This window comes from Botrimarina sp., assembly GCF_040219535.1.
Taxonomy (GTDB): Bacteria; Planctomycetota; Planctomycetia; order Pirellulales; family Lacipirellulaceae; genus Botrimarina.
The window spans coordinates 160,712-177,264 of record NZ_JAVJSH010000029.1 but is presented as its reverse complement, the minus strand read 5'-3'; the positions used below and the strand labels follow the sequence as shown (position 1 = coordinate 177,264).

Genomic DNA, 16,553 nt, shown 5'->3' with positions numbered 1-16,553 from the left:
CGCGTCCGAGGAGGCCGCCCATCAAAACAGGTAGCCTTCTTCCTCGTGGTCGGTGAGGTCCAGGCCGCGGCGTTCGCCTTCCTCGCTGATCCGCAGGCCGATCGTGGCCTTGATCGCCATCAGCAGGACCCAGGTCGCTACCAGGCTGAACAGCCAGGTGACGGCCGTCGCGCAGAGCTGGCCCCCCATCACCGAGTCGCCCCAGCCGCCGGCTTCGATCAGGCCGAGGGGCTTGCCCTCGCCGATGTCCCAGGCCGCGCGGGTGGCGAACACGCCGGTCAGCACCGCGCCGAGCGTGCCCCCCACGCCGTGCACGCCGAACGCGTCGAGCGCGTCGTCGTAGCCGAGCTTGCCCTTCATGCCGACGGCCCAAGCGCAGACGATTCCTCCCGCGGCGCCCATGATCAGGCCCGACATCGGCGACACGAACCCGGCCGCCGGCGTGACGCACACGAGCCCCGCCACCGCGCCGGACGCGGCGCCCAGCACGCTGGGGGCGCCGCGGGTGAGGCACTCGTAGAGCGACCAGGCGAGCACGCCGGCCGCCGCGCCGAAGTGGGTCACGACGAACGCGCTGCTGGTCAGGTGGTCCGACGCGAGCTCGCTCCCCGCGTTGAAGCCGAACCAGCCGACCCACAGCATGCCGGCGCCGATCGCGGTGTAGGTGAGGTTGTGGGGCCGCATGTCCTCGGCGCCGAAGCCGCGTCGGCGGCCGATGACCATCGCGCAGACCAGGGCCGACACGCCGGAGCTGATGTGCACGACGGTCCCGCCGGCGAAGTCCAACGCGCCGCCGCCCCACGAGTTGTCGCCGCCGTAGGCGAGGATGCCGCCGTCCCACACCCAGTGGCACAGCGGGCAGTAGACGAAAGTGCCCCAGAGGATCGAGAACACGACCATCGCGGAGAACTTCATCCGCTCGGCGAACGCGCCGCAGATCAACGCCGGCGTGATGATGAAGAACATGCCCTGGAACGCCATGTGGGTCAGCCGCGGGATGGCCCCCTCCATCGGTTCGACCGCGGCGCCGGCCGACGCGTCCCAGGTCCGGGACACGTCCTTCATGAGCAGGTACTCGCCGTTGCCGATGTACGCGCCGTCGCCGCCGAAGGCGAGCGAGTAGCCGTACAGGCCCCAGATGACGGTCATCAGGCCCATCAAGAAGATGCACTGCATCAGCACGCTGAGCACGTTCTTCCGACGCACGAGGCCGCCGTAGAACATCGCCAGGCCCGGCACGGTCATGAACAGCACCAGCGCGCAGCTGGTGAGCATCCAAGCGTTGTGCCCCGCGAGCTTGGCCTCCTCGACGGCGGCCCCGAGTTCGGCCAGCGACGGGCCGGCGGCTACCGCGGCTTCCGCGGCCGGCTCGCTCCCGGCGCGGAGCTCGTCCTGCGCCTGCGCTTGGCTCGTGCTCCAACCGCACGACGCGACCCAGAGGCCAAGGAACAGAGGTAGCCGCCACACGGCCGGGAGGGCGCCGAGCATTGCTTCGCCTGGTTAGAAGGGGATGAGGAGCATCGCCTTGCGCGCCGCGGACCGGGCCGGCGGCGGCGCGGGCGATATCTTGACTCCCGGCGGTCGCGGATTCAACCGCCGCGGCAGCGGCGCCTCGGCGCCGGTGGCTCTAGGCGGTTTTCGTCGACCGGCGGGTCTTCTCGGCCATCAGTTTCCTCTGGTACCGGCCCTGGACGATTTCGATCAGCACCAGGGTCACGATCGTGAAGTAGAAGGTGGTCTTGCTGATGGGCTCGACCGGGTAGCCGAACAGCTCCAGGTGCGCGAGGTGCCCCCCCTCGCCCATCAGCATCACGCCGACGATCAGCAGCACGAACAGGCCGAGGACTTCGTAGAGCCGGTTCTTCTTGAGGAACTCGGAAACGCCGTCCGCTAGGGCGATCATCAGAACGCCGGAGATAACGATCGCCGTGCCCATGATCCAGAAGTTGCTGGTCAGGGCCATCGCGGAGAGGATCGAGTCGAACGAGAACACGAGGTTCATCAACACGATCGTGGTGATCACGGCGCCGGCCGACTTCTGGCCAGATTCAACCCCGTGCTCCAGGTCCTCCAAGGCCACCAGGTGGAGGATCTCCTTGAGCGCCGTGTAGAGGATGAACACCCCGCCGGCGAGCACGATGATCGCATGGAAGTTGAAGTCGCCGGTCAGCACGGCGCCGAACGGCGTCGTCTTGGTGACCGTTAGGATCGAGACCTGGAACATGCTGATCGCTTGCATCAGCACGAACAGCAGCACAATCCGGAGCGTTACGGCGATGCCGATGCCCCAGGTCCGCACCGCACGCTGCTTCTCCTTCGGAGCGCGTTTCGACTCGAGCGAGATGTACAGCAGGTTGTCGAACCCCAGCACCGCTTGGAGCAGGATCAGCATGCCGAGCGTCGTCAGGCCGGCGACCGAGAACATCTCGGCGAAGGACCAAGAGATCGACACCGCTCGCTCCGCGGCTTCGACGGCTTCGGCGGGGGCTTCGGCGGCGGCGAGAAGCATGGCGGCTTGGGGCGGTTCGGCTGGCGGGCTTGTCGACTGAGACGGCCCTGTTCTAAGCGCGACGCGGCCCGGCGGCCAAGCCGGGGTCGGAAGGGACCCCGCGACCTGAGCCCCGGGGCGTCGGCCCGGGGAGCGGCTAGCCAGAGGGACGCTGACGCGTCCCCCGGGCGAACGCCCGAGGCTCCGGGGTTGGTTGGGACGATCGTTCCTGCTCCGCCGAAACGGCGCCGACACGGTCGGCGGCGTCCCGGCGCGTGGTAGAATCCGGCTATGGCCGAACTCCACCCCACCGGCGACGCCCTCTGGGACCGGATCGAAAACGCCGTGCAGAAAGTCAAAGACCGGCTGCGGCGGGTCTCGACGGCGCTAGAAGCTGCTGGCGTGCCGTACGCGGTCGTCGGCGGCAACGCCGTGCAGGTGTGGGTCGCCCAGGTCGACGAGTCGCTCGTGCGGAACACGCGCGACGTGGACATCGTGATCGAGCGCTCGCGATTGGCCGACGCCATCGCGGCGCTCGAGCCGGCGGGCTTCGTCTACCGGCACGCGAAGGGCGTCGACATGTTCCTCGACGGCCCCGCCGCCAAGGCACGCGACGCGGTGGGCGTGGTTTTTGCCGGCGAGAAAGTGCGCGACAGCTACCCCGAGCCGGTTCCGACGCTCGACGAGGCTGAGCTTGTCGACGGGCCGTCGACGCTGTCGCTAGGAGCCCTCGTACGTATGAAGCTGACCAGTTATCGCGACAAAGACCGAACCCATCTCCGCGACATGATCGACGCCGAGTTGATCGACGCGACTTGGCCTTCGCGATTGCCATCCGAACTAGGGAAGCGGTTGCAGGCAATCCTCGACACGCCGCTGGGCTGACCGCTACACCCGCTCCAGCACCGTCGCGATCCCTTGTCCGGCGCCGATGCACATCGTGGCGAGGCCGATCTCGGCGTTGCGGGCGACCATCGCGTGCAGCAGGGTCGTGGCGATCCGGGCGCCGCTCGCGCCGAGCGGGTGGCCGATCGCGATCGCGCCGCCGTGGACGTTGACCTTCTCTTCGTCGAGCCGGAGCATCCGCACGCACGCCAGCGCCTGCGCGGCAAAGGCCTCGTTGAGCTCGACCAGGTCGATGTCCTCGAGCTTGAGGCCGGCGCGTCGGAGCGCCTTCTTGGTCGCCGGGACGGGGCCCGTTCCCATGACCGCCGGGTCGACGCCCGCCACGGCGGTCGCGCGGACCTTGGCCAGCGGCGTCAGGCCGAGCTCCTTGGCGCGTGCCTCGGACATCACCAGCATCGCCGCGGCGCCATCGTTCAGCGGCGAGCTGTTGCCAGCGGTCACCGTGCCCACGCCCGGCATGAACGCGGGCTTGAGGTCGGCGAGGGCCTCGAGGCTCGTGTCGGGGCGCACGCACTGGTCGACCTTGATGAGCGTCCGCTCGCCCGCCTCGTCGCGGCCCCACACGGGGAGGATCTCCGCGTGGAAGTCGCCCGACTCGTGGGCCGCTTGGGCCTTCTGGTGGCTAGCGAGGGCGAAGCGGTCTTGGTCTTCGCGGCTGATGCCTTGCGACTGCGCAAGGAACTCGGCCGTCACGCCCATCATCAACGCGCCCTTGCTCGTGTGGCGGAAGAGCTTGGGGTTCAGGTCGAGGCCGGCGTCCATCGCGTAGTGGTGCATGTGCTCCACGCCGCCGACGACGTGCACGTCCTCCGCGCCGGCGAGAATCGAGTGGGCCGCCTGGTTGAGCGCCTGAAGGCTGCTGCCGCAGAGCCGGTTGATGCTCGCGCCGGCCGCGGAGGCGGGCAAGTCGCTCATCAGCGCGACGAGGCGGCCCACGTTCAGCCCCTGCTCGCCCTGCTGCTGGGTGCAGCCCAGCAGCACGTCCTCGATGGCCGCGGGGTCGACGCCGGTCCGCTTGACGAGCGCTCGGACGACCTCGACCGCCAAGTCGTCGGCGCGCACGTCGCGGTACACGCCGCGCTCCGGGTGCGCGCGGCCGATCGGCGTGCGGACGGCGTCGATGATCACGGGGGTGTTCATGATTGCGGGTTTCGGATTGCGGATTGCGGAATGCTCGTTGGCGGGCCGTTAGCCGAGTAACGGGCCTGGTTTCCGCAGCATGTCCGTCGGTTCGAACCGCTTGCCGAGCGGCTGCAGCGGCTCGAGTTTCGCCAGCAGCTCCTGTTTGCCGAGCGTGTCGGCCCAGAAGAACAGGCCGCCGCGGTGGGGTGGGAAGCCGATGCCGAGGATCAGCGCGAGGTCCACGTCGCGCGGGTCGCCGACGATGCTGTCTTCCAGGGCGCGTGTCGCTTCGAGGAGCATCGGCAGCAGCAGGCGGTCGGTTAGCGATTGCGGGTTGGGGGTTTCGCCTTGCGGGTTCGGCGCGACCAACTTCGCTGCCTCGGCGCTGTCCTCTCGCTTGGGCGGCCTGCCCGGCTTGGTCGGGCGCCAGTCGTAGAACCCCTTGCCGTTCTTCTGGCCGAGCCGGTCGGCGTCGACCAGACGCTCGATCACCGCCGCCGGCTCGATCCGGTCGCCCAGCGCGGCGTGCATCACCCGTCCCGCGTGGAGGCACGTGTCGAGGCCGACCACGTCGTGCAGCTCGAGCGGGCCCATAGGCATGCCAAACGCCTTGGCCGCGCGGTCGATCTGCTTGATCGGCACGCCCTCCTCGGCGAGCAACGCCGCTTCGTTCATGTAGGGGAGCAGCAGCCGGTTCACGAGGAAGCCGGGCCCGTCGTTCACGACGACGGGTGTCTTCCCCAGGCGCTTGGAGTAGGCGACCAGGCGCGCGATCGTGGCGTCGGAGGTGCGCTCTCCGCGGATCACCTCGACCAGCGGCATCTTGCGGACCGGGTTGAAGAAGTGCAGCCCGGCGAAGTTCTCCGGGCGGGCGAGCCCCTTTGCCAGCTCCGTGACCGGGATGGTCGACGTGTTGGTCGCCAGGATCGCGTCGGCGCCGAGCGTGGGCTCGACCGCCTTGAACAGCGACTGTTTCGCTTCGGCGTTCTCGACGATCGCCTCGATGACCAGGTCGGCCGAAGCGAGCCCGGCGGGCTCGGCGACCGGCGTCACCAGGGCGGCGCGCTCGATCGCCAGGTCGGCGTCGACTCCCTTGGTCTGCTTGTTATAGGAGGCCTCGCGCACCACGCCCTGGGCGCCGCGGGCGAGCGCGTCGGCGCGGCTGTCGGAGAGCAGCACCCGCACGCCGCGCTTGACGCTGGCGGCGGCGATGCCTTGGCCCATGATGCCGGCGCCGACGACGGCGGCCGTTTCGATCGCTCGTGGTTCGCTCCCCGGGCTCACGCCGCGGGGCTCAGGCGTGGCCTTCTTTGCGCGATCGGTGAGGAAGAAGACATTGAGCAGCGCGCGGTTGACCGGCGAGCCGAACAGCGGCGCGAACGCTTCGCGTTCGGCCTCGAGCGCGGCGGCGAGGTCGACCTGCGAGGCCTCGAGCATCAGCTCCAGCGCGGCCATCGGCGCAGGGTAATGTCCGCCGGTCTTCTGCTGGATGACGGCCGCGGCTGTCGCGCCGAGGAAGGCCAACTCGGTCTCTGATTGCTCGATCGGCCCGGACCAGCGCTCGCGATCCTGTCGGAAGTCGCCGGAATGGCTATCGGCGGCGACGATCCGTAGCGCCGCAGAGAGCAAGTCTTCCGCCTTCCCCTTTCCGCTTTCCCCTTTCGAACTCACCAAGTCGTCTACCAAGCCGAGCCGGGTCGCTTCCCGCGCGGACACACTCTCTCCGCCGGTGACCAGCTCGACGGCGTTCGCCAGGCCGATCATCCGCGGCGTGCGGGCAGTGCCGCCCCAGCCGGGCAGCAGGCCGAGCTTCACCTCGGGGAAGGCGAGCTGGGTCTTCGGCGAGTCGGTCGCGACGCGGCGGTCGCACCACACGGCGAGCTCGAGCCCGCCGCCCACGCACACGCCGTCGATCGCGGCGACGGTCGCGTAGCCGCACGAGGCGAGGCGGCCGAACAGCCGCTGGCCTCGCTCGCACGTGGCGAGGATGTCTTCCTTCGGGCGGTCGAGGCCCGCGGCGAACTCGGTGAGGTCCGCCCCGGCGATGAACACGCCGGGCTTCGCGCTGGTGATCACGAGGCCGGCTACGCCCGGGGCGGCGTCGACTTCGTCCAGACGGGACTCGAGTTCGTCGAGCACCGCCGAGCCGAGCAGGTTGGCCGACTTGCCGGGCAGGTCGAGCGTCAGCACGGCGACGCGCCCCCCGCCGCCGGGGGTGTCGGTCCAATCGAGCCGGGTCGCCGACATCCTCTTGCTCCGGGAAGGTGGTGCTTTAGAAACGACGCAGCGACGCGCCCCGCCTGTGGTACGCTCGCCGCCCGCGGGCCGTTCAGCCAGCCGCCGGCCGCTATCGTACCGCCAGGGAGCCGATGCCGCCTTCTCCAACCGTAGCACCGGATGCGACCCGGCCCCCACCGCGGCGGTGGGGGAGGGTGGCCGCGGCGCTCGTTGTGGTGCTGCTAGCGGTTGTGCTGGTCCGCCTGGCCGACGGCGACCGGTCGAGCCAGCGGGCCGACCCGGCTCCGCCCGACGGTCCGGCCGCCGGGGGCCGGGTGACGGTGGCGGTCCGCCGACCGGGCGAGCCAGAACGTTCCGCGTCGGCGGTTTTCCGGCCCGGCATGACGGTCGCCGACGCGACCCGTGCGGCCTTCCCTAGCCGCTGGCGGGGCGAGGGGGCGATGGCGTTCCTCGACTCGCTCGACGGCACGCCCAGCGACGGTCCCGAGGGGCTGAACTGGCAGTTCGAGGTCAACGGCGCGTACGGCGAGCTCGGGGCGGGAGCCGTGCGGCTGGCGCCGGGGGACCGCGTCTTGTGGAGGCTGGCGCCTTACGAGTAGGGTTCTACGCTACGAGCGTCGGGGAGCGACCCCACGCCAAGCCAGGCCGGAAGCCTCATTCGTCACGCTATGCAGCTCTCACGCTTGAAAAACGACCGGGTCGCCCAGGCGGCCGTGTTCGCCTTGTTTGTCACGATCGGCGTGGCGGGCCGTTGGGGGCAACCCGATTGGTGTGTGACGCCGCTGGCGGCGATCTCGCTCTTGGCCGGCTGCACGCTGCCGCTGGCCGCGGCGGTCGCCGTGCCGCTGGTCGCGATGGCGATCACCGATCTGGCCCTCGCCCCGTACGACGGGTGGGCGGTTCCGATCGCCGTGTACGCGGCGATGGCCGCGCCGGCGCTGATGGGCCGGCTGCTGCGGCGGCCCGCGGGGAGCCACGTGGCTGGCGCCGCGCGGTTGGCGACGCTCGCGGCCGCGCCGTCGGCGCTGTTCTTCATCACGACGAATCTCGCCGTGTGGGCTTCAAGCTCGCTTTACCCGGCCACGCCCGCCGGGCTCGCGGAGTGCTACGCGGCGGCGGTTCCGTTCCTCCGCCGCATGCTGGTGGGGGACCTGGCGTGGACCGCTGTGACGTTCGCCGCGGCGGCCGCCGCGGGCGTGTACTCGCTGCGGGCCGGCGCGACGACTTCCGGCCAGCAACGCACGGCGGCGGCATAAGACCTCCGCGGCGGGCAAACTGGCCAGGGTCCACCCTGATTGAGCGGACCGTTCCGCTGGCTCACTGCGCTTCCGCCGGCGGTTGGGCTGCTGGAGGTTGGGCTGCCGGCGGGGCCGGCTCGGCGGCAGCCGGGGCGTCGTCCGCTGCCGGGGGCGCGGCCGGGGAGGGAGCTTCCTCGGCTGGAGCTTCCGCGCCTGGAGCGTCGGAAGGGGGCGTTTCGGCGGCTGCGGCGGCTGCGGCTTCGGCTGCTTCGGCGGCGGCTGCTTCGGCGGCCGCGCGGGCCGCGTCGGCTTCGGCCGCGACCGCTTCGACCCTCGAGGCCATCCGCTTGATCGCGTCGGTCACGTCGAGCGAGACCGACCCCTCGTCCGCCGCGACGCGGATCGCGTCGGTCACCGCGGCGGCGATCTCGGTGAGACCCGCTCGCTCGGCTTCGGGGGCGACCGGCTGCGCCGCCTCGGCGGCCGCCTTGATCTCGACGAGCAGGTCGATCAGCCCGCCCAGCCGAAGGGTGACCTCGCCCTGCTCGTCGACCTCGAGCCGCTTGCTGAACGCGTCGCGGCTGGCGGGCATGCCGCGGCCCATGCCGAAGCTGTTCATCTCTTCGAACCGGTTCGCGTAGTCGGCTTCTCGCCGCACGATGGCGACCGCCAGGTCGCGGACCGCCTGGCCGATCGACGCGCCGTCGAACTGCCCCTCTTGCATCGGGATGCGGCTCAGCTGCGAGGCGATCTCGGCCCGCGCCTCGAGGCTCAGCTGCTCGTCGGCCGCGCGCTGGGCGATCGCCTTCGGGAACACACCACCGCCGCCGGCGACTTGTAAGTTCGCCAGGGCGGTGGCCGCTTGGATGAACAGCTCGGCCTTCACTCCCGGCTCGTACTGGCCGGGCAGGTCCTCGGCGGTGAGCACGCTGTGCAGCGTTTTTGCGGTGTCCACCATCCGGTCCCGCGGCAGCTGCCGCACGCTGCGGGCGTGCCGCTGGAGGCCCACGAGCGCTCCGGCCAACTCGTACCGCGGCCGGCGCCCGTCGGCCGTCGCGCGCTTGGCGATCTGGCACAGCGCCTGGTTGGCCTGCGCCATTGGCTTGGCCGGGTTGTCGCCGGACGCGGGCTGCTCGTCGAGCATGCCGAGGATCAGCAGCCCGTTGTACCGGACCGCGGGGTGGTAATTCGCTTGGTAAACCTTGGCGGCGAACTGCAACGCCGCGCGGAGGAGGAACTGCCGCTTGGCGCCGCTGGCCGACGAGATGAAGTCGCGGAAGAGCCGGTACCGCATCTCGCCGAGGTCCTCGAGCGCCTCGGGCGACGATTGGGTCATCGCCGGGAAGTAGTACTTCTGGAAGTAATCACGGAACCGCTGCTCTTCGGCCGGGTCGCTGCCGGGCTGCTGCGCGTAGCGCTTGGCCGCTAGGCCGCCGGTCCGCAGCGACTTGTCGATCTCGTCCTGCTGATAAGCACGCTGCGCCGGAGCGGTCGCGGCGAGCGCCGCCACCAGCGCGATCGCGGCCGGGGCGAGAAGGAGCTTCGCTGGGATTGACTTCGCGGGCATCGCGATTGGTTCCGTAGGTCGATAGAGGAGAGCCGACTGCCGCCGGCGCGGCGCCCCCTCGGAATGAGGTCCCGCGGCGGGCGACGCCCCCCGTCTGGGTCCAGCCTCACACTAGCAACGGGCTTCTGAAAGTGTCAACTTTCCCGGCGGACGCCCCCGTTTCGAGCCGCCGATATGACTCTTTTTTATTACGACCCGCATTTCCGTCGCCACGAGACCGGCGGCCACCCGGAGTGCCCCGCGCGGATCGAGCAGGTGATCGGCCGGCTCGAGCGGTCGGGCCTCGCGGCCGCGTGCACGCGGCCGGAGTGGCGGCCGGCGTCGGACGAGCGCCTGCTGCGCCTGCACGACGCCGACTACCTGGAGGCCGTGCGGGCGCTCGCCGCGCGGGGCGGGGGGCGTGCGGAGGTCGACACGGTGGTGAGCCCGATGTCGGTCGACGTGGCGGCGCTGGCCGCCGGCGCCGCGTGCGACGCGGTCGAGCGGGTCGTCCGCGGCGAAGCCCGGCGGGCCTTCTGCGCCGTGCGACCGCCCGGCCACCACGCCCTGCGTGAGGGGGCGATGGGGTTCTGCTTGCTGGGCAACGTGGCGATCGCGGCGAGCGTCGCGGTCGAGGAGCTGGGGCTCGACCGGGTGCTCGTCGTCGACTGGGACGTGCACCACGGCAACGGCACGCAGGCCGCCTTCTGGACCGATCCGCGGGTCGGCTTCCTGTCGATCCACCGCTGGCCCTTCTACCCGGGCACCGGCGGTGAGGACGAGACCGGGTCGGGCGACGGGCTCGGGTCGACGCGCAACCTGCCGGTCGAGATGGGCGTGTCGCGCGACCGCTGCTTGAGTTGGTTCGCGCGGGAGCTGGAGGACTTCGCCGATCGGCTGCGGCCGCAGCTGGTGCTGGTGAGCGCGGGCTTCGACGCGCACCGCACCGACCCGATTGGCTCGCTCGGCTGGGAGACCGAGGACTTCGCGGCGCTCACGCAGTCGGTGCTCGACGTGGCGGCCGCCCACGCCGGGGGGCGCTTGGTGAGCGTCCTCGAGGGGGGCTACAACCCGCCGGTGCTGGCCGATTGCGTCGCGCTGCACCTGAGCGAGCTCTTGGAACGCGACGCCGACGAAGCGCGCGACGCCGACGGCTGATCAGTGGTTGATGATCACGATCGTCGGCTCGCCCGCCGCGGGGCGGACCGCGGCCGCTTGGGTCCCTGCCGCTATCGACTGCTGAGCGGCCGCGGCGTGGGCCCGCTTGTGCGCGTAGTACGCGCGTTGCTCGAGCACGAGCTGCTCGCGCAGCTCCCGCACGAGGATCTCTTCGCGCCGCAGCGCAAGCTCGACCCGCTCTTCGGACAGGTCCAGCGCATTGCCAACGACGAAAACATTCACTCGGCTGTAGTCACGCAACCGCCGCCGGAGCGACTCGACGACCGCTTCGGAGTACTCGATCTCGGCGCGGATCCGGCGGACGCGGCCCATATGGTCCAGGCGGACCAGCCGGTTCTCGAGGTAGGCGATCTCCGCCGGGCGGACGGCGGTCTCGTAGTGGTCGCCGCAGCCGAAGCAATCGGCATGGGCGTCGGTCGGCCCGCCGACCGCGACCGCCGCAATCACCACCAAGCCAAGCCTACGCATACACCACCTGCCCAGAACGCGACGAGCGCGGCCCGCCCAGGCGGGGCCGCCAAGCTCTCACGCTACTTGCACGCGGCGCCGCTGCAACAAAGCGAACCAACGCGGCGCGAGGCAGGTCCCACGACTGGTACAACCCTCGCAAGGCGGATCGCCGTGTTCCCAAAGAACCTCACACCCCGGCGGCTCGCGCTCCGGCCGGTCGCTAAGTCCGATGCCGGGGACCTTTTTCGCCGGGTAGCCGGCGACCCCGACGCGACCCGCTACATGAGCTGGCGGACGAACGGCTCGGCAGCAGAGACCGAGGCCTTCTTGGAGGAGGTCACCCGCGATTCTCTCGATCCGCACCAGCAAGTCTGGGCGATCTGCCCGACCGGCGATCCGACCGCGTGGGGCACGATCGGCCTGGTCCGCCGCGGCACGCGGGTCGAGATGGGCTACGTCATCGCGCGGGAGCTCTGGGGCCGGGGGCTGATGACTGAAGCGGCGACGGCCGTCGCCGACGCGGCGCTCGCCACCGACGGCGTGTGGCGTGTGCAGGCGTACTGCCACGTTGACCACGAGGCGTCGGCCCGCGTGCTCGAGAAGGCGGGCTTCGCGCTGGAAGGGATCACACGCCGGATGCACGTGATGCCGCAGTTGGGCGAAGCGCCGCAAGACTGCCGGCTGTACGCGCGGGTCCGGCCGTAGCGGCGGCTCACGGCGCGTCCCACCACCAGCCGCCGTGGTTGACCGCCGGCGCGGGCGGAGCGTCGGCGGTGAGCCCCTTGTCCGACCGAGCGATCGCCGAGGGCTCGAGCCACGCGCCGCCGCTGACGGCCGCTAGCAGGTTGCGGCGGCCGACGACCCGGAGCGTGGCCATCGTGTCGACGCGCCGCGCGTGCCGTAGCCTGGGCGTCGGCAACGCGTCGGCTTCGAAGAAGAGCTTCGGCCGCCAGCCCGATCGCTCGACCAGCGATTCGCTCTGAACGAGCGCGGCGAGGACCGCCAAGTCGAAGACGTTCCGAAGCTCGCTGTAGACGGCGTAAACCGCGCAGAGCTCGTCGAAGTGTTTCGTGAAGTCGTCGGCGAAGCCCTCGGTCGGTTCGTCCGACTCGCCGGTGTGGACGCGCTCGCCGCGGAGGGTGAGCAGCTCGTTCTCGCTCAGCACACGCACGCCCGAGCCAACGAGCCGGAACGACGTCGCGTCGGCGTCGCGGTGGATGGCGTCGTAGCCGGCGGCGAACCACCACCGCAGCACGCTCATCGGCGGCGCGGGCTGGCCGTCGCGGACCCGCTCGGCCACGCGGTCGAGGTAGCTCGGCACGGCGTCGATGGACGGCGCCTCGCCGAGGCCGATCTGCTTCATGTGCCGGTCGGCCTCGACGAGCACCCGCGCGGCGTTGGTCGCCGGGTCGACTCCCCAGACGTCGACGTCCTGCTGGCCGACGCTGCGGCGGAGGTTCTCCAGCCACGCGTCGCGGCCCCGCGCGGGAATCGGCGCGCCGGCGGTCTTGTCGAGTTCGGCTTGCGCGGCCGCGAGGGCCTCCTGCCGGGGCGTGATCGCGCAGCCGAGCGGCCGGCCGGGGCGGCTCGCTTCGCGACGCAGCAGCGTGAGCAGGTCGTCCAGCCGCACCACGGCGCGGCCCGTTTCGGTCGACACCAGCCGGCGGTCCGGGTCGACCCGCCAGTCGCCAGCCGGTCCGGCGATGACCACATCGCCCGCCCGGCCGTCGGCCCCGGCGGGGAGCAGGCACAACCACTCGGCCCGTTGCAGCCCAGCGAGAGTGAGCATCGCCTCGTCCAGGGGCTCGCCGGCCTCGATACGGCGGGCGATCTCGGCTTCGAGCCTCGGCAACGACACACACCGCATCGCCGCGGGCCGCCGCGCGTCGGAGTCGCCGCTCGCTGCGGGTGACGGGTCCGCGAACCGGCCTGCCCGGCTACCGGACGGTCGCTCCGCCGAATCGTTATTAGCGGAGATCACCACGCCGGCCGGGTCGAGCCAGACGCCGGTCGGAAAGGGCCGGATCTCGGCCTCCCCGCCGCCGTTCTCGGCCCAGGTGTCGGGCGCGACGGTCGAAGTAACCAGCTCGATCAACGCGTCGAAATCGGCGCCCGCCGCGCCCCCCTGCTGGCCCACGCCGGCCGGCCCGGCTGCGCTCAAGGCGGCGGGCGGTTGGAGAACGGTTGGCTGGAAACCCTGCGGTTGGAAACCCTTCGGTTGGGGCAACTGTGCATCGCAAGCCGTCGCTGCGGCGATCGCGCACAGAAGAGTTAACAGGGCGGGGGATCTGCGGGCGTGTAGGTTCATCGGCGATCCAATTGGCAGGCGAATGACCGCACGGGGCGGAGCGCTGGTCGATCCGACCGCTCGCTCGATTCCTGCCACCGTATCCGTTCGACCGCCAGCCGAGGAGTATTGCCGACTGGTCTGTCGGTTGCACCACTCGGCAATGCGATTTATTCCAACCTCAACACGGGGCGCTTCCCATGGCTGAAGACCCAGAAAACAAACCGGACGACGACGCCCGCAGCGACGACAAGCAGCACGTGTTCACCGAAGAGGCGAAGCAGCGCCAGGTCTCTCACTGGGACATGGACTACCTGCCCCGCGAAGAGATCGACAAGGCGATGGAGGAGAAGGAGGAGCAGAGCGACGAGGAACAGACGACGGAGACCGAAAAAGAGTGAGGAAAGCGGTCGGGCGCGCTCTTGTGCCTCACGCCTCACGCCTCACGCCTCCAGCCTGAAAAAACGAAAGGCCCGGCCGTCGTGAAACGGCCGGGCCTTCGCTTCCCCCCCCTTCGTCGTCCGGCCGCTGAGCAGGCGGCCGGCGCCTCGTCGATCGTTTCGTAGCGGTGATGGTGGCTGGTTGCCTGCGGCGATCAGCGAACGGCGCCCCCCTGGTAGCTCGCCTGACGGATCGCGGCGGGCTGGCTGATGAAGGACTCGCCTTGCTCGTACAGGGCGAGGCGTTCGCGGTAGGCGCCGGCGTCGGTCTCGGGGGCGAGGTCGATCGCCTTGCGGAGCGTTTCGGCGGCTTCGTCGTAGCGGCCCGCCGCGGCGAGAGCCGCCGCCTTGGTGTCGAGCAGCAGGTCGTCCAGGCCCGAGCTGAGCTGCTCCGCCTGCTCGGCGAATCGCACGGCGGCTTCGCCGTCGCGGAACGACTCGACCGGGCAGGTGGCGAGCATCCAGGCCAGGTTGCGGTAAGCAGACGGCGCCTGGGAATCGATCTCGATCGCCCGCTTGTAAGCGGCGAGGGCTTGCCCGTAGTTGCCCAGGTCGACCAGCAGGTCGGCGCGGCCCGTGGCGACCATCGCGTCGTCCGGAGAGAGCAACTCGGCCGCGTCGAGGTGGCGCAGCCCCTCGTCGAGGCGGCCCAGCATGTGGCACACACGGCCGCGGCCGTTGTGGGCGACCGCCAGGTCGGGATCCACCTCGATGGCGCGGCCGTAGTCCGCCAGGGCGCTGAGGAAGTCGCCTTCTTGAACCGCCAGGGCGGCGCGGTTGGAGTAGGCCTTGGCGTACTCGGGATTCAGGTCGAGCGTGCGGTCGAACCGCACACGGGCGGTGGCGAGGTCTCCCTCGCGGGCGGCGGCTACCCCGAGGCTGTGCTCGGCCCGCCAGCACTCGGGGTCGCAGCGGAGGGCTTCGTGGTAGTCGGACTGCGACTCGTCGTAGCGGCCTTCCTCGTCGAACAGGTCGCCGCGCTTGGTCAGCGCCCAACCGGCGAGCGAGTTGGCGTACTGCTTGGCGAGCGGCGAGTCGTCGATGGCGAGCACGTAGCGGCACCGCTTGATGACCGCCGAGTAGTCGTCGAGCGTCGCGGCAGCCGACGCGATCTGGTGGGCCTCGGTCAGCAGCGTGCGGGAGCGCTCCGTGGGCTCCGTCGAGCGGGCCTCTTCGACCAGCGGCGCCAGGTCACCCGAGGGCCCGTGGGCGAAGCGGGTAGACTCTTGCGGACGCGGCGCGGGGCCGAAGGAGGACCGGCCGGCGATGGCGCGCTCGGCCGCCACCGGCGGCGCGGCCGGTCCGACCGCCACGGCGATGGCCAGGTCTTCCTCGGCGGCGGGCGCTTCGGGCGATTCGGGCGCTTCGGGCTTGGATTCGGCGACCGCGTCGGCGCTGGTGTCGGACAACTCGGGCAGCCGCACGACCTCGCCCGCGTCCGCCTGCGGCGCGGTCGGGTAGGGGGGCAGCTCTTCGAGTTCTGGATCGGTGGTGACGACCTTTGTCAGCGGCTCGACGGCGGCGATGATGCTCGGCTTCGCGGCCAACTTGTTCGGAGCGGCCTCATCGGTCGCCTGCACGAGCGGCATCGGCTCGCTCACCGACTTCACGAAGGGGTTGTCTTGCCGGGTGGGGGCGGACGGCTTCGCCGGGGCGGCGGCGGGATGGGCGGCGATCAGGGAGGGTGTGTCCGAGGCCGACTCGCTCGACGGGGCTTCGCTCGACTGGGCTTTGCTCGACGGGGCTTTGCTCGGTGGGGCTTTGCTCGACGCGACCTTGCTCGAGGAGGAGTCGTCGTCGCTGATCATCACGACGCCGCCGGCGGGCTCGTTCAGACGGGCCGGCGCGGGGGTTCGGATCGGTACGATAGCCGACGGGCCCGTCGCCCGCGGATTGGCGTGCTGGGCCACCGCTCGCTGCGGCGCCGAGGGCGTCGGGCGGCTCGCGGCGATCGACGCCGGCGGGCCCGAGGTTTCGGCCGATCGGCTGCCGGGCCGGAGCTTGCTGCGGATCGCACGCGACGCGTCGGCTGTGGCTTCGGCGGCGGGTTGCCCGCCCGAGTGTCGGCTCCATTGAGAGTAGGAGCCGCTGCGGCTGGGCGCGGGCTGGGCTTGCTTCGAACCGCCCGACCACAAGCCGGACAGCAGGCCGCCGCTCCGCTGGGTCGGCTCACGCATCGCGGGGCCGCCCGAGCGGTTCGCGTTGTAGGCCGCCGGCGTGACGCCCCGGTCGGCTGCCGGCGCCGACACGGCGATCGGCTGGGCCCCGGCCCGCGCGACGTTGCGACGCGCTTGGCTGGCGGCCGCGGCGAACGGGTCGGCCGGCGGAGCGGAGTCTTCTTTGTCGCCGAACAGCCACGACGGCTTCAGCTTCGACAGGAACGACGAGTCGTCGCCGGACGGCTTCGCGGCTTGGCGGGCCGGCGCGGCGGGCGGCGCGCCGAGGCCCGGCGGGTACTTCGCTTGCACCGGGCTCGCCGCCTGTTGCAGCACGGCCCGATCGATCGAGCCGAGGTCGCCGACGTACACGGCGCCTTGTCCGAGGGCGGTCGATGCCGACACGCCCAAGGCGAGCGCGCAGCTTTTCAGAGCGGGCTGGAGGTAATCCCTGAGCATGGCGACGCGTTCCTAGCGACCAAGTGTCTCGACGATGGGGCGAA

The 16,553-nt window shown here is 71.0% G+C and carries 14 protein-coding genes; 6 read left to right on the top strand and 8 right to left on the bottom strand.

Annotated features, from left to right (window positions below; all coding sequences use genetic code 11):
- Positions 1-21: 21 nt before the first annotated feature.
- Both RIC11_RS16945 and RIC11_RS16940 read right to left on the bottom strand, forming a co-directional pair.
- The gene (locus RIC11_RS16945) at positions 22-1,488 is read right to left on the bottom strand and encodes an ammonium transporter (RefSeq protein WP_350213437.1); all 1,467 of its coding nucleotides are present in this window, start codon (positions 1,486-1,488) and stop codon (positions 22-24) included.
- A 139-nt stretch (positions 1,489-1,627) separates the two neighbouring features.
- Positions 1,628-2,509: a TerC family protein gene (locus RIC11_RS16940; protein WP_350213435.1), complete on the bottom strand. Its 882-nt coding sequence runs from the start codon at positions 2,507-2,509 to the stop codon at positions 1,628-1,630.
- Positions 2,510-2,779: 270 nt separating this feature from the next.
- Between RIC11_RS16940 and RIC11_RS16935 the strand changes: the two genes are divergently transcribed.
- On the top strand, positions 2,780-3,373 hold the full coding sequence (locus RIC11_RS16935; RefSeq protein ID WP_350213433.1) for a hypothetical protein: 594 nt from the start codon (positions 2,780-2,782) through the stop codon (positions 3,371-3,373).
- Between the two features lie 3 nt (positions 3,374-3,376).
- On the opposite strand, the gene fadA is transcribed toward RIC11_RS16935, so the two are convergent.
- Both fadA and RIC11_RS16925 read right to left on the bottom strand, forming a co-directional pair.
- Positions 3,377-4,534 (bottom strand): acetyl-CoA C-acyltransferase FadA, encoded by a 1,158-nt coding sequence (gene fadA, locus RIC11_RS16930; RefSeq protein ID WP_350213431.1) that lies wholly within the window; start codon positions 4,532-4,534, stop codon positions 3,377-3,379.
- A 48-nt stretch (positions 4,535-4,582) separates the two neighbouring features.
- A complete protein-coding gene (locus tag RIC11_RS16925) occupies positions 4,583-6,763 on the bottom strand; it encodes a 3-hydroxyacyl-CoA dehydrogenase NAD-binding domain-containing protein (protein WP_350213429.1) in 2,181 nt (726 codons plus the stop codon).
- Between the two features lie 185 nt (positions 6,764-6,948).
- On the opposite strand from RIC11_RS16925, the gene RIC11_RS16920 reads away from it, so the two are divergent.
- Both RIC11_RS16920 and RIC11_RS16915 read left to right on the top strand, forming a co-directional pair.
- The gene (locus RIC11_RS16920) at positions 6,949-7,353 is read left to right on the top strand and encodes a DUF4430 domain-containing protein (RefSeq protein ID WP_350213427.1); all 405 of its coding nucleotides are present in this window, start codon (positions 6,949-6,951) and stop codon (positions 7,351-7,353) included.
- 84 nt (positions 7,354-7,437) lie between these two features.
- Positions 7,438-8,010, top strand: coding sequence for a DUF6580 family putative transport protein (locus tag RIC11_RS16915; protein ID WP_350213425.1), 573 nt, complete (start codon positions 7,438-7,440; stop codon positions 8,008-8,010).
- 61 nt (positions 8,011-8,071) lie between these two features.
- Here the strand turns inward: RIC11_RS16915 and RIC11_RS16910 are convergent, their stop codons facing one another.
- The gene (locus RIC11_RS16910; RefSeq protein WP_350213423.1) at positions 8,072-9,559 is read right to left on the bottom strand and encodes a hypothetical protein; all 1,488 of its coding nucleotides are present in this window, start codon (positions 9,557-9,559) and stop codon (positions 8,072-8,074) included.
- Positions 9,560-9,733: 174 nt separating this feature from the next.
- Between RIC11_RS16910 and RIC11_RS16905 the strand changes: the two genes are divergently transcribed.
- Positions 9,734-10,696 carry a histone deacetylase family protein gene (locus RIC11_RS16905; RefSeq protein ID WP_350213421.1) on the top strand — a complete coding sequence of 321 codons (963 nt, stop codon included), beginning with the start codon at positions 9,734-9,736 and terminating at the stop codon, positions 10,694-10,696.
- Here RIC11_RS16905 and RIC11_RS16900 read toward each other — a convergent pair whose 3' ends face one another.
- Positions 10,697-11,185, bottom strand: coding sequence for a hypothetical protein (locus tag RIC11_RS16900; protein WP_350213419.1), 489 nt, complete (start codon positions 11,183-11,185; stop codon positions 10,697-10,699).
- A gap of 153 nt (positions 11,186-11,338) precedes the next feature.
- Here RIC11_RS16900 and RIC11_RS16895 point away from each other — a divergent pair, with 153 nt between their 5' ends.
- On the top strand, positions 11,339-11,872 hold the full coding sequence (locus RIC11_RS16895; protein WP_350213417.1) for a GNAT family N-acetyltransferase: 534 nt from the start codon (positions 11,339-11,341) through the stop codon (positions 11,870-11,872).
- A 7-nt stretch (positions 11,873-11,879) separates the two neighbouring features.
- Here the strand turns inward: RIC11_RS16895 and RIC11_RS16890 are convergent, their stop codons facing one another.
- On the bottom strand, positions 11,880-13,328 hold the full coding sequence (locus tag RIC11_RS16890; protein ID WP_350213415.1) for a DUF1598 domain-containing protein: 1,449 nt from the start codon (positions 13,326-13,328) through the stop codon (positions 11,880-11,882).
- Between the two features lie 326 nt (positions 13,329-13,654).
- Between RIC11_RS16890 and RIC11_RS16885 the strand changes: the two genes are divergently transcribed.
- The gene (locus RIC11_RS16885) at positions 13,655-13,855 is read left to right on the top strand and encodes a hypothetical protein (protein ID WP_350213413.1); all 201 of its coding nucleotides are present in this window, start codon (positions 13,655-13,657) and stop codon (positions 13,853-13,855) included.
- A gap of 194 nt (positions 13,856-14,049) precedes the next feature.
- Here the strand turns inward: RIC11_RS16885 and RIC11_RS16880 are convergent, their stop codons facing one another.
- Complete coding sequence (locus RIC11_RS16880; protein WP_350213411.1) at positions 14,050-16,509, bottom strand: tetratricopeptide repeat protein; 2,460 nt, start codon at positions 16,507-16,509, stop codon at positions 14,050-14,052.
- Positions 16,510-16,553: the final 44 nt, after the last annotated feature.